The sequence below is a fragment of the Pseudomonas flavescens genome (assembly GCF_013408425.1).
Taxonomy (GTDB): domain Bacteria; phylum Pseudomonadota; class Gammaproteobacteria; order Pseudomonadales; family Pseudomonadaceae; genus Aquipseudomonas; species Aquipseudomonas fulva_A.
The window spans coordinates 5090008-5110291 of sequence record NZ_JACBYV010000001.1 but is presented as its reverse complement, the minus strand read 5'-3'; the positions used below and the strand labels follow the sequence as shown (position 1 = coordinate 5110291).

23 protein-coding genes are annotated in these 20284 nt (G+C 63.4%); 15 read left to right on the top strand and 8 right to left on the bottom strand.

The genetic code is table 11. The annotated features are described in order from the left end of the window. Window positions 1–12: 12 nt before the first annotated feature. The 4 genes from FHR27_RS22835 (at window position 13) to FHR27_RS22820 (ending at window position 2614) form a co-directional block, all read left to right on the top strand. Window positions 13–411 carry a DUF4426 domain-containing protein gene (locus tag FHR27_RS22835; protein ID WP_179539650.1) on the top strand — a complete coding sequence of 133 codons (399 nt, stop codon included), beginning with the start codon at window positions 13–15 and terminating at the stop codon, window positions 409–411. Next, on the top strand, window positions 408–1001 hold the full coding sequence (gene rdgB / locus FHR27_RS22830; RefSeq protein WP_042552472.1) for an RdgB/HAM1 family non-canonical purine NTP pyrophosphatase: 594 nt from the start codon (window positions 408–410) through the stop codon (window positions 999–1001). Before FHR27_RS22835 ends, rdgB begins: the two co-directional genes overlap by 4 nt. Window positions 1002–1060: 59 nt before the next feature. Then, window positions 1061–2209, top strand: a complete 1149-nt coding sequence (gene hemW / locus FHR27_RS22825; RefSeq protein WP_264650097.1) for a radical SAM family heme chaperone HemW — start codon at window positions 1061–1063, stop codon at window positions 2207–2209. A gap of 81 nt (window positions 2210–2290) precedes the next feature. Continuing rightward, window positions 2291–2614, top strand: coding sequence for a DUF3392 domain-containing protein (locus FHR27_RS22820; protein ID WP_042552473.1), 324 nt, complete (start codon window positions 2291–2293; stop codon window positions 2612–2614). A 7-nt stretch (window positions 2615–2621) separates the two neighbouring features. Here the strand turns inward: FHR27_RS22820 and FHR27_RS22815 are convergent, their stop codons facing one another. From FHR27_RS22815 to rph, 3 genes are all read right to left on the bottom strand, one after another. Then, window positions 2622–3626: a hypothetical protein gene (locus FHR27_RS22815; protein ID WP_179539648.1), complete on the bottom strand. Its 1005-nt coding sequence runs from the start codon at window positions 3624–3626 to the stop codon at window positions 2622–2624. 135 nt (window positions 3627–3761) lie between these two features. Next, window positions 3762–4136 (bottom strand): DUF4870 domain-containing protein, encoded by a 375-nt coding sequence (locus FHR27_RS22810; RefSeq protein ID WP_042552475.1) that lies wholly within the window; start codon window positions 4134–4136, stop codon window positions 3762–3764. A gap of 26 nt (window positions 4137–4162) precedes the next feature. Further along, a complete protein-coding gene (rph, locus tag FHR27_RS22805) occupies window positions 4163–4885 on the bottom strand; it encodes a ribonuclease PH (protein WP_042552476.1) in 723 nt (240 codons plus the stop codon). A gap of 187 nt (window positions 4886–5072) precedes the next feature. Between rph and FHR27_RS22800 the strand changes: the two genes are divergently transcribed. The 5 genes from FHR27_RS22800 (at window position 5073) to FHR27_RS22780 (ending at window position 9780) form a co-directional block, all read left to right on the top strand. Next, complete coding sequence (locus tag FHR27_RS22800; RefSeq protein WP_042552477.1) at window positions 5073–5936, top strand: YicC/YloC family endoribonuclease; 864 nt, start codon at window positions 5073–5075, stop codon at window positions 5934–5936. Window positions 5937–5992: 56 nt separating this feature from the next. Next, a complete protein-coding gene (gene gmk / locus FHR27_RS22795; RefSeq protein WP_042552478.1) occupies window positions 5993–6610 on the top strand; it encodes a guanylate kinase in 618 nt (205 codons plus the stop codon). A gap of 192 nt (window positions 6611–6802) precedes the next feature. Further along, complete coding sequence (rpoZ, locus tag FHR27_RS22790) at window positions 6803–7066, top strand: DNA-directed RNA polymerase subunit omega (protein ID WP_042552479.1); 264 nt, start codon at window positions 6803–6805, stop codon at window positions 7064–7066. Between the two features lie 60 nt (window positions 7067–7126). Continuing rightward, on the top strand, window positions 7127–9235 hold the full coding sequence (gene spoT, locus FHR27_RS22785; RefSeq protein ID WP_042552480.1) for a bifunctional GTP diphosphokinase/guanosine-3',5'-bis pyrophosphate 3'-pyrophosphohydrolase: 2109 nt from the start codon (window positions 7127–7129) through the stop codon (window positions 9233–9235). 164 nt (window positions 9236–9399) lie between these two features. Beyond that, complete coding sequence (locus tag FHR27_RS22780) at window positions 9400–9780, top strand: RidA family protein (RefSeq protein ID WP_042552481.1); 381 nt, start codon at window positions 9400–9402, stop codon at window positions 9778–9780. A 41-nt stretch (window positions 9781–9821) separates the two neighbouring features. On the opposite strand, the gene FHR27_RS22775 is transcribed toward FHR27_RS22780, so the two are convergent. After that, window positions 9822–10679 (bottom strand): SDR family oxidoreductase, encoded by an 858-nt coding sequence (locus FHR27_RS22775; RefSeq protein WP_179539647.1) that lies wholly within the window; start codon window positions 10677–10679, stop codon window positions 9822–9824. Window positions 10680–10847: 168 nt separating this feature from the next. Here FHR27_RS22775 and exbB point away from each other — a divergent pair, with 168 nt between their 5' ends. The 6 genes from exbB (at window position 10848) to FHR27_RS22745 (ending at window position 17808) form a co-directional block, all read left to right on the top strand. Beyond that, complete coding sequence (exbB, locus tag FHR27_RS22770) at window positions 10848–11987, top strand: tonB-system energizer ExbB (RefSeq protein WP_042552483.1); 1140 nt, start codon at window positions 10848–10850, stop codon at window positions 11985–11987. Between the two features lie 4 nt (window positions 11988–11991). Continuing rightward, window positions 11992–12420 (top strand): TonB system transport protein ExbD, encoded by a 429-nt coding sequence (gene exbD / locus FHR27_RS22765; RefSeq protein ID WP_042552484.1) that lies wholly within the window; start codon window positions 11992–11994, stop codon window positions 12418–12420. Beyond that, on the top strand, window positions 12417–13163 hold the full coding sequence (locus FHR27_RS22760; RefSeq protein ID WP_179539646.1) for an energy transducer TonB: 747 nt from the start codon (window positions 12417–12419) through the stop codon (window positions 13161–13163). Before exbD ends, FHR27_RS22760 begins: the two co-directional genes overlap by 4 nt. A 138-nt stretch (window positions 13164–13301) precedes the next feature. Then, complete coding sequence (locus FHR27_RS22755) at window positions 13302–14225, top strand: hydrogen peroxide-inducible genes activator (protein WP_179539645.1); 924 nt, start codon at window positions 13302–13304, stop codon at window positions 14223–14225. 8 nt (window positions 14226–14233) lie between these two features. After that, a complete protein-coding gene (gene recG, locus FHR27_RS22750; RefSeq protein WP_179539644.1) occupies window positions 14234–16309 on the top strand; it encodes an ATP-dependent DNA helicase RecG in 2076 nt (691 codons plus the stop codon). Window positions 16310–16404: 95 nt separating this feature from the next. Beyond that, window positions 16405–17808, top strand: coding sequence for an aminoacyl-tRNA deacylase and HDOD domain-containing protein (locus tag FHR27_RS22745; RefSeq protein WP_042552488.1), 1404 nt, complete (start codon window positions 16405–16407; stop codon window positions 17806–17808). A 52-nt stretch (window positions 17809–17860) separates the two neighbouring features. Here FHR27_RS22745 and FHR27_RS22740 read toward each other — a convergent pair whose 3' ends face one another. The 4 genes from FHR27_RS22740 to FHR27_RS22725 all read right to left on the bottom strand — a co-directional run bounded on the left by FHR27_RS22740 (window position 17861) and on the right by FHR27_RS22725 (window position 20263). After that, a complete protein-coding gene (locus tag FHR27_RS22740; RefSeq protein ID WP_042552489.1) occupies window positions 17861–18250 on the bottom strand; it encodes a hypothetical protein in 390 nt (129 codons plus the stop codon). Between the two features lie 220 nt (window positions 18251–18470). Beyond that, the gene (locus tag FHR27_RS22735) at window positions 18471–18743 is read right to left on the bottom strand and encodes an HU family DNA-binding protein (RefSeq protein ID WP_042552490.1); all 273 of its coding nucleotides are present in this window, start codon (window positions 18741–18743) and stop codon (window positions 18471–18473) included. 170 nt (window positions 18744–18913) lie between these two features. After that, complete coding sequence (locus FHR27_RS22730; RefSeq protein ID WP_179539643.1) at window positions 18914–20062, bottom strand: FAD-dependent oxidoreductase; 1149 nt, start codon at window positions 20060–20062, stop codon at window positions 18914–18916. Window positions 20063–20095: 33 nt separating this feature from the next. Beyond that, the gene (locus FHR27_RS22725; RefSeq protein WP_042552492.1) at window positions 20096–20263 is read right to left on the bottom strand and encodes a rubredoxin; all 168 of its coding nucleotides are present in this window, start codon (window positions 20261–20263) and stop codon (window positions 20096–20098) included. Window positions 20264–20284: the final 21 nt, after the last annotated feature.

Genomic DNA, 20284 nt, shown 5'->3' with positions numbered 1-20284 from the left:
GCAATCGAACCCATGCGCCTCCTGCTGATTGCCTTATGCCTGAGCCTGCCGGTAAGTGCCGCCGAACGAATGCAGCGCCTGGGTTATCTGCAGGTGCATTACAGCGCCTTCAACGCCAGCTACCTGCAACCGCAGATCGCCCAGGCCAGCGGCCTGGTGCGCAGCGGCAAGCAGGGCGTGCTGAACATCAGCGTGCTGCGCGCCGGTAAATCCAGCCCGGCCACGGTCAGCGGTGAAGTGAAGAACGTGCTTGGCCACGGCCACACGCTAACCTTCATCGAACAGCGCGAGGGTGAATTCGTCTCGTACCTGGCGCAGTTTCCCATCCCCTCGCGCGAGGTGCTGCTGTTCAACCTGCAGGTGAACGGCCAGCGCCTGGACTTCAACCAGGAACTCTTTCCGGAGCCATGATGCCTTTCCCAGAACTCGTCCTCGCCAGCCACAACGCCGGCAAACTCAAGGAACTGCAAGCCATGCTCGGCGACAGCGTGCGCCTGCGCTCGGTCGGTGAGTTCAGCCAGGTGGAGCCGGAGGAAACCGGCCTGTCGTTCGTCGAGAACGCCATCCTCAAGGCCCGCAATGCCTCGCGCCTGTCCGGCCTGCCCGCTCTGGCCGATGACTCGGGCCTGGCGGTCGATTACCTCGGCGGCGCGCCGGGTATCTACTCCGCCCGCTACGCCGATGGCCAAGGCGATGCCGCCAACAACGCCAAGCTGCTGGCGGCGCTCAAGGACGTGCCGGATGCCGAGCGCGGCGCCCAGTTCGTCTGCTGCCTGGCCCTGGTGCGCCACGCCGACGATCCGCTGCCGATTCTCTGTGAAGGCCTGTGGCACGGCAGCATCCTGCATGAAGCCCGTGGCGAACATGGTTTCGGCTACGACCCGCTGTTCTGGGTCGAAGAGCACCAGTGCTCCAGTGCCGAGCTGTCGCCGGTCGACAAAAACCAGCTCAGCCACCGCGCCATCGCCATGGCTCTGCTCAAGCAGCGCCTGGGCCTATGAACGCCACAAGCCACAAGCCACAAACTGCAAGCGAAACCAGCTCGCAGGCGTCTCAGCTTGTGGCTCGCCGCTTCGAGCTGCCGCCGCTGTCGCTGTATATCCATATCCCGTGGTGCGTGCGCAAATGCCCCTATTGCGACTTCAACTCCCACGCTGCCGGCCCGAATCTGCCGGAAGAGGCTTATGTAGACGCGATGCTCGCCGATCTCGATAGCGACCTGCAGCACGCTCACGGCCGTCCGCTGACGTCGATCTTCTTCGGCGGTGGCACACCCAGCCTGTTTTCCGCCAAGGCTCTTGGTCGCCTGCTGGAAGGCGTGGAACGGCGCATTCCGTTCGCCAGCGACATCGAAATCACCCTGGAAGCCAACCCGGGTACTTTCGAGCAGGAGAAGTTCGCCGCCTACCGGCGCCTGGGTATCAATCGGCTGTCGATCGGCGTGCAGAGCTTCCAGGCAGAAAAGCTCAAGGCCCTGGGGCGAATCCACGATGGCGATGAAGCGATTCGCGCCGCCGACATGGCCCGCGCTGCCGGCTTCGACAACTTCAACCTGGACCTGATGCACGGCCTGCCGGATCAGTCGCTGGACGACGCACTGGGCGACCTGCGCATCGCCATCGCCCAGGCACCGACCCACCTGTCCTGGTATCAATTGACGGTGGAACCGAACACGGTGTTCTGGAACCAGCCGCCGGTCCTCCCGGAAGACGATACCCTGTGGGACATTCAGGAGGCGGGCCAGGCGCTGCTCGCCGAACATGGCTACGGCCAGTACGAAGTCTCGGCCTATGCGCAACCCGGCCGCGCCGCCCGGCATAATCTGAATTACTGGACGTTCGGTGACTTCCTCGGCATTGGTGCTGGTGCCCATGGCAAGCTGAGCACGCCAGACGGCCGCATCAGCAGAACCTGGAAAACTCGCCTGCCCAAGGACTACCTCGACCCCGCCAAGCACTACAGCGCGGGTGAACGCCTCCTCAGCGCCGACGAGCTGCCGTTCGAATTCCTGATGAACGTACTGCGCCTGAGCGATGGCTGCAGCGCCGAGCTGTTCAGCCAGCGAACCGGCCTGCCATTGCAGCAATTGGCCGCTGCACGCGAACAGGCAGAACGCCGCGGCCTACTGCAAGAAGATCCGGCTCGCCTGACTGCGACCCGCGAAGGCCAGCTGTTTCTCAATGACTTGCTGCAATACTTCCTGCCCTGAATCACGGCCGCCATAGAACCAAAGGCGCGCCGGATGATCCCAGGCAGCAGGAATCAATCACGACGTGCCCAAGGAGCAACGATGGATTTTCTGCTGGACTTGATCGCCACCGTGTCACGCTGGAGTCGTGGCCACCTCAGCGAGATTTCCCTGGGGCTCATCGCCACCTTGCTGGTGCTGTTCGGCCCAGCCATCAACGCCTGGGTACAAGGCCGTATCGGCAGCTTCAACTTCGTGCTGCGCACGCTGATCTTCGTCGTGGTCTGCGTCGTCGGTTACGGCCTGGCGATGGTTTACCTGACGCCGCTGCTGACCCAGGTGCTTGGCCATTTCAACAACTACACCCTGGCGCCTGTCCTGCTGGTGGTGATGTTTCTGATCGGCGTGCTGGCGGATCGCAGCTGAATGGGCCTCAGGGCACCAACTTGAACCAGTCGATCACACCCACATCCTTGTTCGGATAGATCCCCAGCACTTCACCCGCGGCGCTTTGCGCCACGGACAGGTCGGGCTCCACGGGCTTGCCGCTGCGGCGATCCTGCGCAGGGACATCGGCAATCGGGCTGAAGAGCAGATTGCCCTGATACTGACGAACGCGGGTTCCAGCCGGGTACTGCATGACCCCCAACTCCAGCGCCGCCGCCAGCTCACCCTGCCAATCCTGGAGGTCGCCTTGCGGGCCATCCAGCCATAGATTCACTGCGCGGATCTCCAACCCCTGAAAACGCGCGGGCGTGCTGCCTGCCTCCACCAGCCAGCGGCCTCTCTCGACGGCGTGCACGCTCACCTGCCCGGGCCAGGCGACCCCAGCCACCTCGCTGCCGGGCACCAGGGTGCAGGCCTCCAGATGCCAGTCGGCAAGCACGAATGGCGCACCGAACGGATAAGTGAAACTGACGGCTGCCTCTGGCGAGCAGTTCCAACCCTGCAGCTTGGCGGCGTCCAGCAACTTCAACTCGGCCAGGCCTCGACCCGCGTCAAGATCGAGGCTCTGCACGCGCATGCCAAGTACCAGGCCAGGCTCGCGATCGAACTCGACGCGCTTGACGCTTTGCAAGCCATAAGCCAGTGGCTTGCCACTCAAGTCCTGCATGGGCTCCAGACGTTCCATCCACACCCGCGTACCCGCGGGTAGCGTCAGATCGCCGAGCACCTGACTGGTCTCCAGGCGAGGGCTGAGGGCACGCCGTTCGAGCCAATGATCGAGCTGCCACCTGATGAATTGCATGGTGGGGAGACTGCCAGCGGCCAGGAATACCGCCAATAAACCGAACCACCAGCGGCGCTTCGCGATGAAGCGTCTGGAGCGGCGCAACAGAAAGGCCACCAGCAATACCAGCAGCCCGCACAGGCACAGAACGGAAACCAGCAGGAACAACGAGCCGAGCATCATGGCCAGCGGATTAATCGGGATCATCGGTGTCCTTGTGAGCGCCAAACGCCAGTATCGCCGCAGAGCTTATAGAGTCGCCCGCGCCTGAATCAATACCTGCAGCGCCATAACGAAAAAGCCAGCAGTTAGCTGGCTTTTTCGTCGATCAGGGGGCGACCTTCACTTCACGAACCGCAAGCAGAACGGGTAGCGATAGGCGCGCCCTTCTCCCGCCTTGATACCGGCAATGATGGTCAGCACGATGGTACCGATGCACAGCAACCCCATCAGCAGGAAGCCGATCAGCACCAGCATCAGCAGCAGGCAGACGATGCCAGCGATGGCCACGGTGATCTGAAAGTTCAGCGCTTCCTTGCCCTGCTCGTCGATGAAGGCATCCTGATCCTTCTTGATCTGCCAGACGATCAGCGGGCCGATCAGGTTGCCGAAGGGAAAGATGAAACCGAGGGCCGCGGCGAAGTGGCAGATCATCGCCCACTGGCGCGCTTCCTTGCTGGGCTCGGGGGCGGGCGTCAACAGGTTGCTGTCATCCATCGTGGTTCTCCTCGGTCAGCGACCGGTCACTCGGCCAGGGCGGCCTGCTGCAGGGCGAACAGGTCGGTCATGCCTTGCTGCGCCAGGGCCAGCATGGCATTCAGCTCGGCAGGCTGGAAAGGCGCACCTTCAGCGGTGCCCTGAACTTCGATGAAGCCGCCGGTACTGGTCATCACGACGTTCAGATCGGTTTCGGCTGCGGAGTCTTCCAGGTAATCCAGATCAAGCACCGGCTCACCCTGATAGATGCCCACGGAAACCGCCGCGATCATCTGCTTGAGCGGGTCGCCGCCTTTCAGGCCGCCACGCTTCTTCATCACCTTGAGCGCATCGACCAGCGCGACCATGGCACCGGTGATCGAGGCGGTACGGGTACCACCATCGGCCTGGATCACGTCGCAATCGACGTACAGGGTGTTTTCACCGAGCTTGCTCATGTCCAGCGCGGCGCGCAGCGAGCGGCCGATCAGGCGCTGGATTTCCAGGGTACGGCCGCCCTGCTTGCCCTTGCTGGCCTCACGCTGATTGCGGTCACCGGTAGCACGCGGCAGCATGCCGTACTCGGCGGTCACCCAGCCCTGGCCCTGGCCCTTGAGGAAGCGCGGTACGCCCTGCTCGACGCTGACGGTGCAAATCACCTTGGTATCGCCGAACTCCACCAGCACCGAACCTTCGGCGTGCTTGGTGTAGTTGCGGGTGATGCGAATCGAGCGCAACTGATCGGCCGCGCGGCCACTGGGACGTTTCATCAAGGAATACCTGCTCGCGTTCTATATGGAATCGGAAATCTGGCGCGCATTATAGGGTCTGTTGCCGCCTGGCCGCGACCGCGCCTGTCCGACAGACGCGGTCACGATTGGGAGCCGTCGCCGCACTGCGCTACAATCGCCGCCTTTGGCCAACGCCAAACCGGCAGAACTTCACGAGGTAAGCAGCATGATCCACAGCATGACGGCCTTCGCCCGCACCGAGCAGGCAGGTGCCAACGGCACCCTGAGCTGGGAGCTGCGCTCGGTCAACCACCGCTACCTCGAGCCCCACCTGCGCCTGCCGGAAGCCTTTCGCGACCTCGAAGGCGCGGTACGCGAAGCGCTGCGCCAGGGCCTGTCGCGCGGCAAGGTGGAGTGCACCCTGCGCTTCACCGAAGACAGCGCCGGCAAACCGCTGCAGGTCGACCGCGACAAGGCCACGCAACTGATCGCCGCCGCAGAAAGCGTGGCAGCACTGATCAAGCAGCCGGCCCCGCTCAACCCACTGGAAGTCCTCAGTTGGCCAGGCGTTCTGGTAGCCGACGGCAGCGACCCTCAGGCCCTCAACAGCGCTGCCCTGAAACTCTTCGCCAGCGCCCTCGATGAACTGAAGAAAGGCCGCAGCCGTGAAGGCGCCGAGCTCGCCAAGCTGCTCAACGAACGCCTCGACAGCATGCTTGGTGAAGTGGCCGCCCTGCGCGAGCTGGTGCCGCAGATGCTCGATGTGCAGCGCCAGAAGATTCTCGAACGCTGCCGCGAGATGCAGGCCGACCTCGACCCGCAGCGCCTCGAACAGGAACTGGTGATGCTCGCGCAGAAGAGCGACGTGGCCGAAGAGCTGGATCGCCTGAGCACCCACGTCAGCGAAGTGCGTCGCGTGCTCAAGGCGGGCGGTGCGGCAGGCCGACGCCTGGACTTCCTGATGCAGGAGCTCAACCGCGAAGCCAACACCCTGGGTTCCAAGGCCTTCGACCCACGCAGTACGCAGGCAGCGGTCAACCTCAAGGTATTGATCGAGCAGATGCGCGAACAGGTTCAGAACATCGAATAATCGACGCCCGGCCTCCGCTGCGCGACCTCCCGACCTCACCGTTTCAGGACAGATCCATGAGCACCACCGGCACGCTCTACATTATTTCCGCCCCCTCGGGCGCTGGCAAAAGCAGCCTCGTCAAGGCGCTGATCGAAAGCGAACCCCATGTTCGCGTGTCGGTATCGCACACCACCCGCGCCATGCGCCCGGGTGAGAGTGACGGCGTGCACTATCACTTCGTGGATCACGCGCGATTCACCGCCATGCTCGAACAGAGCGAGTTCCTCGAGCACGCCCAGGTGTTCGGCAACTACTACGGCACCTCGCAGCGCGCGCTGGAGAAGACCCTGGCCGAGGGCATCGATCTGATTCTGGAGATCGACTGGCAAGGCGCTCAACAGGTACGCCGCCTGATGCCGCAGGCGAAGTCGATCTTCATCCTGCCGCCGACCCTCGAAGCGCTGCGCCACCGCCTGACCAGCCGCGGCCAGGACAGCGGTGAAGTGATCGAACAGCGCATGCGCGAAGCGGTCAGCGAAATGAGTCACTACGTCGAGTACGACTACATCGTGATCAACGATGATTTCTCCCACGCACTGAGCGACCTGAAGGCGATCTTCCGGGCCAATCAGTTGCTGCAACCGGCCCAACAGCAGCGCCACCTGGGATTGCTCAACGAACTGCTGGCGTGAGGTGAAACGGGGCCGACTCACACCTGTGCGGCCCTGCAGAGGTCGCTCGAGCACCGAAAATCGCGCCCTGCGTTGCGAACTTGTGCCTTCCAGCGACTTTCTCTTCCCTTAATGCTGGCGTTTTTCTAGACTATCCAGTCCGCTCGCCCATTTGGGCCCAGCTTATTTTTTGCATTCGCTACGAGGAACACCATGGCCCGCGTTACCGTTGAAGATTGCCTGGACAACGTCGATAACCGCTTCGAGCTGGTCATGCTCGCCACCAAGCGTGCTCGTCAGATCGCTACCGGCGGCAAAGAGCCCAAGGTGGCATGGGAAAACGACAAGCCGACCGTGGTCGCTCTGCGTGAAATCGCCAGTGGCCTGGTAGACGCCGACATCGTCGCGCAGGAAGACATCATCGAAGAAGAGCCGCTGTTCGCTGCCTTCGAGGAAGAGGCGAACGAGCCTCTGTAAGCCTATGCCCGGTCGAAAGCGTACGTCGCAGGTGCACAAGGCCTGGCAAGGGAGCCTCCCATGCCGAGCATAGACGCCCTCGCCGATCGACTTTCGACCTACCTGGGTGACGAACAGGTCAATCTGGTTCGTCGCGCCTACTTCTACGCCGAACAGGCGCACGATGGGCAGCGCCGCCGCAGCGGCGAAGCCTACGTCACCCATCCGCTGGCCGTGGCCAGCATCCTCGCCGACATGCATATGGATCATCAGAGCCTGATGGCCGCCATGCTGCACGACGTGATCGAGGATACCGGGATCGCCAAGGAAGCCCTGCACGCGCAGTTCGGCGAATCGGTGGCAGAGCTGGTGGACGGCGTCAGCAAGCTGACCCAGATGAATTTCGAGACCAAGGCCGAGGCCCAGGCCGAAAACTTCCAGAAGATGGCCATGGCCATGGCGCGCGACATCCGCGTGATCCTGGTCAAGCTGGCCGACCGCCTGCATAACATGCGCACCCTGGAAGTGCTGTCCGGCGAAAAACGCCGACGCATCGCCAAGGAAACCCTGGAAATCTACGCCCCCATCGCCAATCGACTGGGCATGCACAGCATGCGCGTGGAATTCGAGGATCTTGGCTTCAAGGCCATGCACCCGATGCGCTCCGAGCGCATTCGTGCGGCCGTGCGCCGGGCCCGTGGCAATCGCAAGGAAATCGTCACCCGTATCGAGGAATCGCTGCTGCACTGCCTTGAACGCGAGGGCATGACGGGCGAGGTGATGGGCCGCGAGAAGCACCTGTACAGCATCTACCAGAAGATGCGTGGCAAACGCCGCGCCTTCAACGAGATCATGGACGTCTACGCCTTCCGCATCGTGGTCGACAAGGTCGACACCTGCTATCGCGTACTGGGCGCCGTGCACAATCTCTACAAGCCGCTGCCGGGCCGCTTCAAGGACTACATCGCGATCCCCAAGGCCAACGGCTACCAGTCGCTGCACACCACCCTGTTCGGCATGCACGGCGTGCCCATCGAGATCCAGATTCGCACCCGCGAAATGGAAGAGATGGCCAACAACGGCATCGCCGCGCACTGGCTGTACAAATCCAACGAAGATGAAACGCCGAAGGGCAACCACGCCCGCGCGCGCCAGTGGGTCAAGGGCGTGCTGGAGATGCAGCAACGCGCCGGCAACTCGCTGGAATTCATCGAGAGCGTGAAGATCGACCTGTTCCCGGACGAGGTCTACGTGTTCACGCCCAAGGGCCGCATCATGGAGCTACCCAAAGGCTCCACGGCGGTGGACTTCGCCTATGCGGTGCACACCGATGTCGGCAACACCTGCATCGCCTGCCGCATCAACCGCCGCCTGGCACCGCTTTCCCAGGCTCTGGAAAGCGGCTCCACGGTGGAAATCGTCAGCGCGCCGGGCGCACGCCCCAACCCGGCCTGGCTGAACTTCGTGGTCACCGGCAAGGCGCGCACTCACATTCGCCACGCCCTCAAGCAACAGCGCCGCTCCGAGTCGATCAACCTCGGCGAGCGCCTGCTCAACAAGGTGCTGGCCAGCTTCGAAAGCCATCTGGACAAGCTGCAGCCCGAGCGCCAGCAGGCGGTTCTCAACGAATACCGCCTGGAGACCTTCGAAGACCTGCTCGAGGATATCGGCCTGGGCAACCGCATGGCCTACGTGGTCGCTCGTCGACTGCTGGCCAGCGAAGGCGAGGAACTGCCCAACGCCGAGAGCCCACTGGCCATTCGCGGCACCGAGGGCCTGGTGCTCAGCTATGCCAAGTGCTGCACGCCGATTCCGGGCGACCCGATCGTCGGGCACCTCTCGGCCGGCAAGGGCATGGTGGTGCACATGGACACCTGCCGGAACATCAGCGAAGTGCGCCACAACCCGGAAAAATGCATCCAGTTGTCCTGGGCCAAGGACGTCACGGGCGAGTTCAACGTCGAGCTGCGTGTCGAACTGGAGCACCAGCGCGGCCTCATCGCGCTGCTGGCCGGCAGCGTCAACGCGGCTGACGGCAACATCGAAAAGATCAGCATGGACGAACGCGACGGCCGCGTCAGCGTGGTCCAACTGGTGGTCAGCGTGCACGACCGCGTCCACCTGGCGCGGGTGATCAAGAAGCTGCGCACCCTGCCCGGCGTCATGCGCATCACGCGCATGAAGGCATGACCCTCTCCCCAGCCGCCGGCACGCAGCGATCCCCGGCAACATCCAACGAAAGCCTCATCACCTTGACTCGGCTTGAGGTGGGCAACGCCAGCCTGTAGCCTGCCTGGGTTCTTCCTGCAGCTTGAGCCCTGTCGCTTGAAGCTGCCCTTACCCAGGAGTTTTCCATGAGCAAGAGCGTCATCAGCAGCGACAAGGCTCCGGCCGCCATCGGCACCTACTCCCAGGCTATCAAGGCCGGCAATACCGTTTACCTGTCCGGGCAAATTCCTCTGGACCCGAAGACGATGGAACTGGTGGAAGGCTTCGAGGCACAGACCGTGCAGGTATTCGAGAACCTCAAGTCGGTCATCGAAGCCGCCGGTGGCTCGTTCAAGGATGTGGTCAAGCTGAACATATTCCTCACCGACCTTTCCCACTTCGCCACCGTCAACGAAGTGATGGGCCGCTACTTCCAGCAGCCCTACCCGGCCCGCGCCGCCATTGGCGTGGCCGCCCTGCCGAAGGGCGCGCAGGTCGAGATGGACGGCATTCTGGTCATCGACTGACCAGCGCCAACGCCCGGAGCCCAGGCTCCGGGCGACACGCCTTATCGTTCACGCAACACCGCGCCATACCCCTCTCGATAGCTGGGATATTGTGGCGACCAGCCCAGCGCCCGAGCCCGGGCATTGCTGCAGCGTTTGCTGCCGGAGCGGCGCACGGTCGACTCTTGCGCCCAATGCTCGACACCGAGTTGCTGCCGTAGCCAGCCCACCACCTCGTGCAACGGCGCAGGCTCGTCATCCACACCGATATAACAGTCATCCAGTGGCTTGCCTGCCCAGTCCGCCTGAAGCAGAAAGGCCAGCAACCCGGCTGCGTCATCGGCATGGATGCGGTTGCCATAGAGCGGCGGCTCCACCGACACCCGATACCCCATGCGCACCTGCTTGAGCAGCCACTCACGGCCCGGACCGTATATGCCGGTCAGACGCACCACGGTGGCTGGCACCTCAGCCCCCCACGCCACCTGCTCCGCCTCGCGGATCACCCGGCCCGAGTAGCTCTGCGCCTGGGCGGGCGAGGTCTCGTCTATCCATTCGCCATCCGCCTGGGCGTACACGCCGCTGCTGGATACGAACAACAGGCGCTTCGGACGCTGTCCTCGCGACTGCAGCCAACTCAGTACGTGACGCAGGCCATCGACGTAGGCCCGACGGTAGCCGGGCTCGTCGTGCTCGGTGGCCGCCGCGCTGTATACCAGATAATCCAGTTCACCCTGCGGCCATTGCTCGGGGCAACCAGGCCCGTGCAGATCACCTGCGACCGGCAGAATGCCTTCGGGCAACTCGGACACCGTTCGGCGCATGCCGAAAACCTGCCAGCCAGCGCCATGCAGACGCACTGCAAGACGCCCCCCCACATCCCCGCACCCGGCGATCATCACGCTTGCAACTCTGCTCATCATTGCCCTCTCTCAGCCCGGCGAACGCTCTATCACGACGACCTGAATGTAATATAGTTACATTAACGCTTTCATAAACAAGAATTACTTGCAATAATGTTCAGCCTTTTTTGCCGCGCAGGGTTTCGCCCGCGCAGGTCACCGTCATCACACTTAGGTCCGGCAAGCATGAACTCTACCGCCCATAGCGCTAAGCCAACCACTGTCGCCGCTCGGCCGCAACGCCTCGGCGCGCTCCTCGCCCTGCTGCTCAGCCTGACGCTGGCTCCGACCGCAAGCTTCGCCGATCAGTCGGTGACTGCGCCTGCCGAGCCCGCTGCCGGTGCGCAGCAGGCACCTGACGCGAATGCTCAGATACCAGCACAAACGGACGCGGCACCAGCAGCACCTGCTCTGGATCCCCGCCTGGCCTCCGAAGAGCTGGAGAAGCGGATCGACGCCCTCGGCCCCGATGCCACTCCACAACAGATCAGGGAAGTGCGCGAACAGTTCATGATCGAGAATGGCGTGCCACCAGAAATCCTGCAGAACATGCTGGATCTGGCTGCAGCGGCCGATAATCTGGACATCGAAAATGGCTCCGCCGCCGAAGCAGAAGCGGTCTTCCACGATCTGTCCCCATGGGGCATGTATCAGGGCGCCGACGTCGTGGTCAAAAGCGTGATGATCGGCCTGGTGCTGGCATCCATCCTGACCTGGACCATCTGGATCGCCAAGACCATCGAACTGGTGACCGCACGTCGCCGTCTGCGTCGTGAAATCATCGAACTGAAAGGCGCCCGCAACCTGGCTCAGGCCAGCGACCAGGCTCGCGCCAAGCACAGTTTCAGCGAAATCCTCATCGAAGACGCCCGCGAAGAGCTGAAACTCTCGGCTACCAGCCGCGAGAAGGAAGGCATCAAGGAACGCGTCAGTTTCCGCCTCGAGCGCCTGGTCGGCGCCTGCGGTCGCGACATGAGCAAAGGCACCGGGGTACTCGCCACCATCGGTTCCACCGCCCCCTTCGTCGGCCTGTTCGGTACCGTCTGGGGCATCATGAACAGCTTCATCGGCATCGCCAAAACCCAGACCACCAACCTGGCCGTCGTCGCTCCAGGCATCGCCGAAGCACTGCTGGCCACCGCACTGGGCCTGGTTGCCGCGATTCCTGCGGTGATCATCTACAACGCCTTCTCGCGCTCGATCAGTGCCTACAAGGCGCAGGTCGCCGATGCATCCGCTCAGGTGCTGCTGCTGGTCAGCCGTGACCTGGACATGCTGCCGAACAGCGATCGCGCCCAACAGCCTCACATGGTCAAGGCGGGTTAAGGCCATGGGTCTTCATCTCAACGAAAACGGCGGCGACGATCTTCAGGAAAACCACGAGATCAACGTCACGCCCTTCATCGACGTGATGCTGGTGCTGCTGATCATCTTCATGGTCGCCGCGCCACTGGCTACCGTCGACGTGAAGATCGATCTGCCTGCATCCAGCGCCAAGCCGGCACCGCGCCCGGACAAGCCGATCTACCTGAGCATCAAGGACGACAAGAAGCTGTTCCTCGACAACGACGAGGTACAGCCGGCCATGCTCGGCGCGGCGCTGGACAAGCTGACGCAGAATGACAAGGACAAGACCATCTTCGTACGCGGTGACAAGGGCGTCGAATACGGCGACCTGATGGAAGTCATGGACACCCTGCGTGGCACCGGTTATCTGAAGATCGGCCTGGTAGGCCTGGAGACGGTCGGCTCGCAATGAAGAAATCCAGCCGCACGTTCTCCTGGTTCGCTAGCCTGGTCATCGTGGTTGGGCTGCACATCGGCCTGTTCCTCTGGGCCATGTACTGGCAACCCCAGGCGACGCCCATCGAACTGCCCCCCGCAGCCATGATCGTCGAACTGGAGCCACTGCCCCCGGCCGCGCCCAAGCCTGCACCGCCACCGCCACCGGAAGTCGTTCCGGAGGAGCCCGAGCCTCAGCCGAAACTGGTCGAAGCGCCGAAGCCGACGCTGGCGGTGACGCCACCCAAGCCCAAGCCGAAGCCCAAACCCAAGCCGCCGAAGCCCAAGCCACCCGAGCCGAAGCCGCCGGAGCCTCAGGACGAACCGCCAGAAGACGCCCCACCTGCGCCTCCTGCACCGGCGCAAGCCAAGCCGGCCGCCCCCCAGCAGGCGCCGATCAGTTCGCCGAGCAAGGCTGAAGTCAGCTGGCAGAGTGAGCTGCTGGGCCACCTGGCCAAGCACAAGCGCTACCCGGAAGACGCGCGCCGTCGCGGTCTCGAGGGCGTCAACCGCTTGCGTTTCGTGGTCGATGCCAATGGCATGGTGCTGTCGTACACGCTGGTCGGCAAATCCAGCAGTGCGGCCCTGGACCGGGCCACGCTGCAGATGATCCGCCGTGCACAACCGCTGCCGAAACCGCCAGCCGAACTGCTCAAGGATGGCAGCGTGGAAATCGTCGCACCATTCATCTACTCCCTGGAGCGCGGCCGCGGCCGCTGATGCCGTTATCCGCCCCTGGCCGAAAAGCCGGGGCGGATACCCTCCCCAGCTGCAATATCCGCCCCGCAGACACACCTCAGTGGTTGGTTACATGGAAGACAGCGGCTATGCTTGGCTGCATCTCAATGGACTAAGACTATGACCCTCACTGAACTGCGCTACATCGTGACGCTCGCTCAGGAACAACATTTCGGTCGAGCCGCGGAGCGCTGTCACGTCAGCCAGCCCACCCTGTCGGTCGGCGTCAAGAAACTCGAAGACGAACTGGGCGTGCTGATCTTCGAACGCAGCAAGAGCGCCGTGCGCCTGACGCCAGTCGGCGAAGGCATCGTCACCCAGGCTCAGAAGGTACTGGAGCAGGCTCAGGGCATCCGCGAGTTGGCCCAGGCTGGCAAGAACCAGTTGGCGGCACCGCTGAAGATCGGCGCCATCTATACGGTCGGCCCCTATCTGTTCCCTCATCTGATCCCACAGCTGCATCGCGTGGCCACCCAGATGCCGCTGTACATCGAAGAAAACTTCACCCACGTGCTGCGCGACAAACTGCGCACCGGCGAGCTGGACGCGATCATCGTCGCGCTGCCGTTCCAGGAAGCCGACGTGCTGACCCTGCCGCTGTACGACGAGCCCTTCTACGCCCTGCTGCCTGCCGATCACCCGTGGACGGCAATGAAGACCATCGACACCAAGCTGCTCAATGACAAGAGTCTGCTGCTGCTTGGCGAGGGCCATTGTTTCCGCGACCAGGTGCTGGAGGCCTGCCCGACCTTGCGCAAAGGCGAGGAACAAGCCCGGCACACCACGGTGGAATCCAGCTCGCTGGAAACCATCCGTCATATGGTCGCCTCGGGCCTCGGCGTTTCCATCCTGCCGTTCTCGGCAGTGGACAGCCACCACTATGCCCCGGGCGTGATCGAAGTACGCCCCCTCAGCCCGCCGGCGCCGTTCCGCACCGTAGCCATCGCCTGGCGCGCCAGCTTCCCACGGCCAAAGGCCATCGAAGTGCTGGCCGACTCCATCCGCCTGTGCTCGGTTGCCAAGCCCCTGCCGATTAACGTCTGAGGGCAACGATGAGTGAGCTGTCGACGGTTTCCGTCACCGACCTCAAAGGCGTTGGTGCGGCCCTGGCGGAAAAACTCGCCAAGGTTGGCCTGGAAACCCTGCAGGACATCCTTTTCCACCTGCCTCTGCGCTATCAGGATCGCACCCGGATCGTCCCTATCGGTGCCCTGCGACCTGGCCAGGATGCCGTGGTCGAGGGCACCGTTTCCGGGGCCGATGTGGTCATGGGCAGGCGTCGCAGCCTGCTGGTGCGCCTGAGTGACGGCAGTGGCACGCTCAGTCTGCGCTTCTACCATTTCAGCAATGCGCAGAAGGAAGGCCTCAAGCGTGGTACCCAGGTGCGCTGCTACGGTGAAATCCGCCCGGGTTCGTCCGGGCTGGAGATTTACCATCCCGAGTACCGCGCGCTCTCCGGGGACGAACCGCCGGCCGTGGAACAAACCCTGACGCCGATCTATCCGACCACCGAAGGGCTGACCCAACAGCGCCTGCGCCAGCTCAGCGAACAGGCTCTGGTTCGCCTTGGCCCGCACAGCCTGCCGGACTGGCTGCCCCGCGAGCTGGCCGACGACTATCAGCTGGCGCCGCTGGACCAGGCGATCCGCTACCTGCATCGCCCGCCACCGGATGCAGACCTCGAGGAGCTCGCCGAAGGCCGGCACTGGGCCCAGCATCGGCTGGCCTTCGAAGAACTGTTGACCCACCAGTTGTCGATGCAGCGCCTGCGAGAAAGCGCTCGTGCGCAGCGCGCGCCTGCATTGCCGGTCGCGCAGAAGCTGCCAAGTAAATTCCTCGCCAACCTCGGCTTCACCCCCACCGGTGCGCAGCAGCGGGTCGGCGCAGAAATCGCCTATGACCTGAGCCAGGGCGAACCGATGCTGCGCCTGGTGCAGGGCGATGTGGGTGCCGGCAAGACCGTGGTCGCGGCCTTCGCCGCACTACAGGCAATCGAAGCCGGCTATCAGGTCGCGCTGATGGCGCCCACGGAAATCCTCGCCGAGCAGCATTACCTCAATTTCAGCCGTTGGCTGCAGCCGCTGGGCCTGGAAACCGCCTGGCTGGCCGGCAAGCTCAAGGGCAAGGCGCGCGCCACCGCCCTGGAACAGATCGCAGCCGGTGCCCCCATGGTGGTCGGCACCCACGCGCTGTTCCAGGAAGAGGTGCGCTTTCGCAACCTGGCCCTGGCGATCATCGACGAACAGCACCGTTTCGGCGTACAGCAGCGTCTGGCACTGCGCCAGAAAGGCGTTGGCGGTCGGCTCAGCCCGCATCAGCTGATCATGACCGCGACGCCCATCCCACGCACGCTGGCGATGAGCGCCTATGCGGACCTGGACACCTCGATTCTCGACGAACTGCCGCCGGGCCGTACACCGGTGAACACCGTACTGGTGGCGGACAGCCGTCGCTTCGAGGTGGTCGAGCGGGTGCGCTCGGCCTGCAACGAAGGCCGTCAGGCGTACTGGGTCTGCACGCTGATCGAAGAGTCCGAGGAGTTGACCTGCCAGGCGGCGGAAACCACCTACGAAGACCTGGCTGCAGCGCTGGTCGGTCAGCAGGTCGGCTTGATCCACGGGCGCATGAAGCCCGCCGAAAAAGCCGCGGTGATGGATCAGTTCAAACAGGGTCAACTACAGTTGCTGGTAGCCACCACGGTGATCGAGGTGGGCGTCGACGTGCCCAATGCCAGCCTGATGATCATCGAGAATCCCGAGCGCCTTGGCCTGGCACAACTGCATCAGTTAAGGGGAAGGGTCGGCCGGGGCAGCGCGGCCAGCCATTGCGTGCTGCTCTACCATCCGCCGCTGTCACAGATCGGTCGCGAGCGGCTGGGCATCATGCGCGAAACCTGTGATGGCTTCATCATTGCGGAGAAGGATCTCGAGCTGCGCGGCCCCGGAGAAATGCTCGGCACTCGACAAACCGGCCTGCTGCAGTTCAAGGTAGCTGATCTGATGCGTGATGCCGACCTGCTGCCGGCGGTTCGCGATGCGGCTCAGGCCCTGCTGGAGCACTGGCCACAGCATGTCAGCCCGCTGCTGGAACGCTGGCTGCGGCATGGTCAACAATATGGGCAAGTTTGAACATTACACAGGACGATCGTCGACTCGCGAGGTCGCATTGTCAGCTTGCTGGTTATACTTGGGGAGCTGCATCCCCCTTTACGACGGAACACGTCATGACTGAAGTAGCCATCGCCGACCTCTCCCCCCAACCGCCTCTGGTGATTCGCCAGTTGCTGGAAAAGCTTGGTCTGAGCTATCAGGTGCGCAATGAGCAGCCTGGGCTGCCAGCCGCACAGCGCGTACAGACCGTGCTGCTCGAGGATGCGGTGGGCGCCCTGCTGGTGCTGTTCCCTCAGAACCAGTTGCTGGACCTCAATCGCCTGGCCGAACTGACCGGTCGCAAGCTCACGGCGGTCAAACCCGAGCGCCTGGATCGCATGCTCGGCAAGCATGACCTGGTGATACTGCCCGGCATCCCCGCACTGACCAGCTCGCCCTGCCTGTACGACGAGCGCTTGCTCGAGGCGCCGAGCCTGTACATCCAGTCGGGCGAGCCCGGCGTGCTGCTGGAACTCCATACCGAATCCTTCAAGGGCCTGCTGGGCAAGGCCAGTGCCGCGCGCTTCGGCGAGCCGGTGAGCAAGGTGCGGCTCAATCTGACCCGCCCCGACGATGATCGCAACGAGATCAGCCACGCCGTACAGGCCTTCACCGCGCGGCGCATCCAGCAACGTCTGGAAGAGACCATCGAGATTCCACCGCTGGCGGAAACCGCGCAGAAGATCATCAAGCTGCGGGTCGACCCCAACGCCACTGTCGACGATATCACCGGCGTGGTCGAGACCGACCCGGCCCTGGCGGCGCAGGTGGTGAGCTGGGCGGCATCGCCCTACTACGCCGCCCCCGGCAAGATCCGCTCGGTGGAAGACGCCATCGTTCGCGTACTGGGCTTCGACCTGGTGATCAACCTGGCCCTGGGCCTGGCCCTGGGCAAGACCCTCAGCCTGCCCAAGGACCAACCGCAGCAGACCACGCCCTACTGGCAACAGGCGATCTACACCGCCGCCGTGATCGAAGGCCTGACGCGCGCCATGCCGCGTGCCCAACGCCCGGAAGCGGGTCTGACCTATCTGGCGGGGCTGCTGCACAACTTCGGCAATCTGGTGCTGGCTCACGTGTTCCCGCCGCACTTCTCGCTGATCTGCCGCCACCTGGAGGTCAACCAGCACCTGCCACACAGCTATATCGAGCAGCACCTGCTGGGCATCAGCCGCGAACAGATCGGCTCCTGGCTGATGCGTTACTGGGACATGCCCGAAGAGCTGGCGGTGGCACTGCGCTTTCAGCACGACTCGAGCTACAGCGGCAACCACTCCACCTACCCGAACCTGGTCTATCTGGCGGTCAGCCTGTTGCGCAACCACGGTATCGGTACCGGGCCGGAGCGTGAAATCCCGCAGAGCCTGCTCGACAACCTGGGCATTACCCGGGACAAGGCGGAAGAAGCGCTGAGCAAGGTGCTGGCCGCAGAGGTCGCGCTACGCGATCTCGCGTCGCAGTTCGGGTCACCGAACTGATAGCGGCTGCGGCCACTCGCGCTGCGCGTGGCCGCGAAGGTTTTCCGCTGGATCAGGCCGCTTTCTTGTCGGCCGGGCGCTTGGGACGCAGGTATTTGGTCAGACCCTGAAACCAGATCACCAGAGCGGGATTGCCCTGAATCTGGATGTCCTTGTTCTGGATACCCTGCATGAAGGCCAGTTGCTTGTTCTTCGCCGTCAGGGTGGCGAAGCCGAAAGGTGAATCCTTGAAGCCGATGGCGAAGGCCGGCTCGCTGGCCATGCCGCGCTTGCTGCTGACGCGCTGTTCACGGACGACGAAGTGACGAGCGACTTTGCCATCGAGCGTATGCAACTGAAACACCAGATCGCGACCCTCCAGTTGCTGACGGAATGCCGGATTGTCACGGCTTGCCTTGGCCATGAGACGGCCCAGCATCCAGAGAAGAAAACGGAATTTCATGGCATGGCCTGCTTGGGCGGAGAAAACGGAGGCCGCCGATTGTAGCGACTTACCGCAAGCCTGACAGCTAGCCTGGGGACATTGCTAGCGCCAGCTCCAGACGAGGGTCTGCTGACATTTCGGAACAGCCGGCTTTCAACACCCGCATGACTGAGCGCAGTAGTTTTCACACATTCCGTGATTGCCAGCATTGCGCTGAAACGTCAGCAGACCCCAGGGCTCAGTTGACCGAGTCCTTGAGAGCTTTGCCGGGTTTGAAGGCGACGGTGTTGCTGGCCTTGATCTTCACCGGCTCCCCGGTCTGCGGGTTCTTGCCGGTACGAGCACCGCGATGGCGCTGTACGAACGTACCGAAGCCGACCAGCGTCACACTGTCCTTGCGGTTCAGTGCACCGGTGATTTCTTCGAGAACGGCGTTGAGTACACGATTGGCCTGATCCTTGGTCAGATCGGCTTTTTCCGCGATAGCGGCGGCGAGTTCGGGTTTGCGCATAAATGCCTCATTTACGGTTTGTTGTTGTTGTGTTCCGTGCCATGCGGCGCCAAGGCGCCGCGACAGCTCTACACTGCGGCAGGCATGGGGAGAATGGCACGCTCCAGAGGGCTTCGCCAGCCCCGTTTCAGGCTAAATCAGGCAATTTTGTCGAGCAGGCGACAGAACGCTCAGGGCAGCAGGGCCGGCAGTTGACGATTGAGTGCCAGTTTTTCCTGAACCGCTGCGCCGGTCAGCGCATACCCCAGCAGGGCGCCAGAGGCGTCGTGGCATAGCGCCCGTATATCCGCACCGCTGCCCTCGACCGTCCAGTTGCCATGGCTTCCACGCGGTGGTGGCGACACGACCAATGGGCAGGCAGGGGTTTTCACGGTCACCGGCATGGCCCCGTAGGTCACCTCTCCCGGCGTACCGCTGAGGGTTTTCGCCAGTGCACGGGCGCAGGCCATCAGCGGCATCACATAGAGCAGATTGAGACCGTCGACCTCCGCACAATCGCCGAGTGCGTAGATATTGGCGTGGGAGGTGCGCAGTTGGCGGTCGACCATGACGCCGCGGTTGATGGCCAGGCCGGCAGCGGCAGCCAGATCGGTGCGCGGGCGCAGACCAACCGCAGAGATCACCAGATCACAGGCGATCGACCGGCCATCGGACAGATGCGCCTCGAGCCCGTCACCCGCATGTTGCAGCCGGCTGACCACCGGCCCCAGGTGCAAGCGCACGCCCAATGCCTCCAGCCCCGCCTGCACGGCAGCCGCCGCTTCGGCCGGCAGCAGGGCCGGCATCAGTTGTTCGCAGGGTGCAACCAGATCGACCTCGTAGCCACCGAGCGACAGGTCGTTGGCGAACTCGCAGCCGATCAGGCCGGCGCCCAGAATCAGCACGCGGCGCTTGCCCTGTGCCGCCTGGCGAAAATGCCCGTAACCGTGCAGGTCGTTGACCGTGAACAACTCCTCGCTGGCGTCGCCCTCGATGGGCACGCGCAGCACCTCGGCGCCCCAGGCGAGCACCAGATCACGGTATGGCACCGCCTCCTCGCCGATCCACAGGCGTTGGTGCCCCGGGTCGATACCGGTAACCCGCGTGTGGGTCCACACCTGGGCAGCCAGCTGTTCGGCCATCGCCCCGGGCTCGGCCATGCACAGGCCATCGGCATCCTTGCTCTTGGCGAAGCCGGTGGACAGCATCGGCTTGGAGTAAGAACGACCATCATCGGCAGTGATCAGCAACAGCGGCGTTTCGCTGTCCAGCTTGCGAAATTCACGTGCCAGGTTGTAGCCGGCCAGGCCGGTGCCGACGATTACCACGGGGTCGCTCATTGCTCGTTCCTGTTGGGTTGGTCTCGCGAGGGCTCAGTTGATCTCGATCATCTCGAAGTCGATCTTGCCCACGCCACAGTCGGGGCACAGCCAGTCTTCCGGCACATCTTCCCAGCGGGTGCCGGGCTCGATGCCGTCATCGGGCCAGCCATCACGCTCGTCGTAGATCAGTCCGCAGACCACACATTGCCACTTTTTCATAAACGCTCTCCGGCGTAGTCA

Excerpts from the sequence above, each read along its gene's own strand:
- FHR27_RS22835 (WP_179539650.1), top strand. The coding sequence starts at position 13 with ATGCGCCTCCTGCTGATTGCCTTATGCCTGAGCCTGCCGGTAAGTGCC.
- rdgB (WP_042552472.1), top strand. The coding sequence starts at position 408 with ATGATGCCTTTCCCAGAACTCGTCCTCGCCAGCCACAACGCCGGCAAA.
- FHR27_RS22820 (WP_042552473.1), top strand. The coding sequence starts at position 2,291 with ATGGATTTTCTGCTGGACTTGATCGCCACCGTGTCACGCTGGAGTCGT.
- FHR27_RS22815 (WP_179539648.1), bottom strand. The coding sequence starts at position 3,626 with ATGATCCCGATTAATCCGCTGGCCATGATGCTCGGCTCGTTGTTCCTG.
- FHR27_RS22810 (WP_042552475.1), bottom strand. The coding sequence starts at position 4,136 with ATGGATGACAGCAACCTGTTGACGCCCGCCCCCGAGCCCAGCAAGGAA.
- rph (WP_042552476.1), bottom strand. The coding sequence starts at position 4,885 with ATGAAACGTCCCAGTGGCCGCGCGGCCGATCAGTTGCGCTCGATTCGC.
- FHR27_RS22800 (WP_042552477.1), top strand. The coding sequence starts at position 5,073 with ATGATCCACAGCATGACGGCCTTCGCCCGCACCGAGCAGGCAGGTGCC.
- gmk (WP_042552478.1), top strand. The coding sequence starts at position 5,993 with ATGAGCACCACCGGCACGCTCTACATTATTTCCGCCCCCTCGGGCGCT.
- rpoZ (WP_042552479.1), top strand. The coding sequence starts at position 6,803 with ATGGCCCGCGTTACCGTTGAAGATTGCCTGGACAACGTCGATAACCGC.
- spoT (WP_042552480.1), top strand. The coding sequence starts at position 7,127 with ATGCCGAGCATAGACGCCCTCGCCGATCGACTTTCGACCTACCTGGGT.
- FHR27_RS22780 (WP_042552481.1), top strand. The coding sequence starts at position 9,400 with ATGAGCAAGAGCGTCATCAGCAGCGACAAGGCTCCGGCCGCCATCGGC.
- FHR27_RS22775 (WP_179539647.1), bottom strand. The coding sequence starts at position 10,679 with ATGAGCAGAGTTGCAAGCGTGATGATCGCCGGGTGCGGGGATGTGGGG.
- exbB (WP_042552483.1), top strand. The coding sequence starts at position 10,848 with ATGAACTCTACCGCCCATAGCGCTAAGCCAACCACTGTCGCCGCTCGG.
- exbD (WP_042552484.1), top strand. The coding sequence starts at position 11,992 with ATGGGTCTTCATCTCAACGAAAACGGCGGCGACGATCTTCAGGAAAAC.
- FHR27_RS22760 (WP_179539646.1), top strand. The coding sequence starts at position 12,417 with ATGAAGAAATCCAGCCGCACGTTCTCCTGGTTCGCTAGCCTGGTCATC.
- FHR27_RS22755 (WP_179539645.1), top strand. The coding sequence starts at position 13,302 with ATGACCCTCACTGAACTGCGCTACATCGTGACGCTCGCTCAGGAACAA.
- recG (WP_179539644.1), top strand. The coding sequence starts at position 14,234 with ATGAGTGAGCTGTCGACGGTTTCCGTCACCGACCTCAAAGGCGTTGGT.
- FHR27_RS22745 (WP_042552488.1), top strand. The coding sequence starts at position 16,405 with ATGACTGAAGTAGCCATCGCCGACCTCTCCCCCCAACCGCCTCTGGTG.
- FHR27_RS22740 (WP_042552489.1), bottom strand. The coding sequence starts at position 18,250 with ATGAAATTCCGTTTTCTTCTCTGGATGCTGGGCCGTCTCATGGCCAAG.
- FHR27_RS22735 (WP_042552490.1), bottom strand. The coding sequence starts at position 18,743 with ATGCGCAAACCCGAACTCGCCGCCGCTATCGCGGAAAAAGCCGATCTG.
- FHR27_RS22730 (WP_179539643.1), bottom strand. The coding sequence starts at position 20,062 with ATGAGCGACCCCGTGGTAATCGTCGGCACCGGCCTGGCCGGCTACAAC.
- FHR27_RS22725 (WP_042552492.1), bottom strand. The coding sequence starts at position 20,263 with ATGAAAAAGTGGCAATGTGTGGTCTGCGGACTGATCTACGACGAGCGT.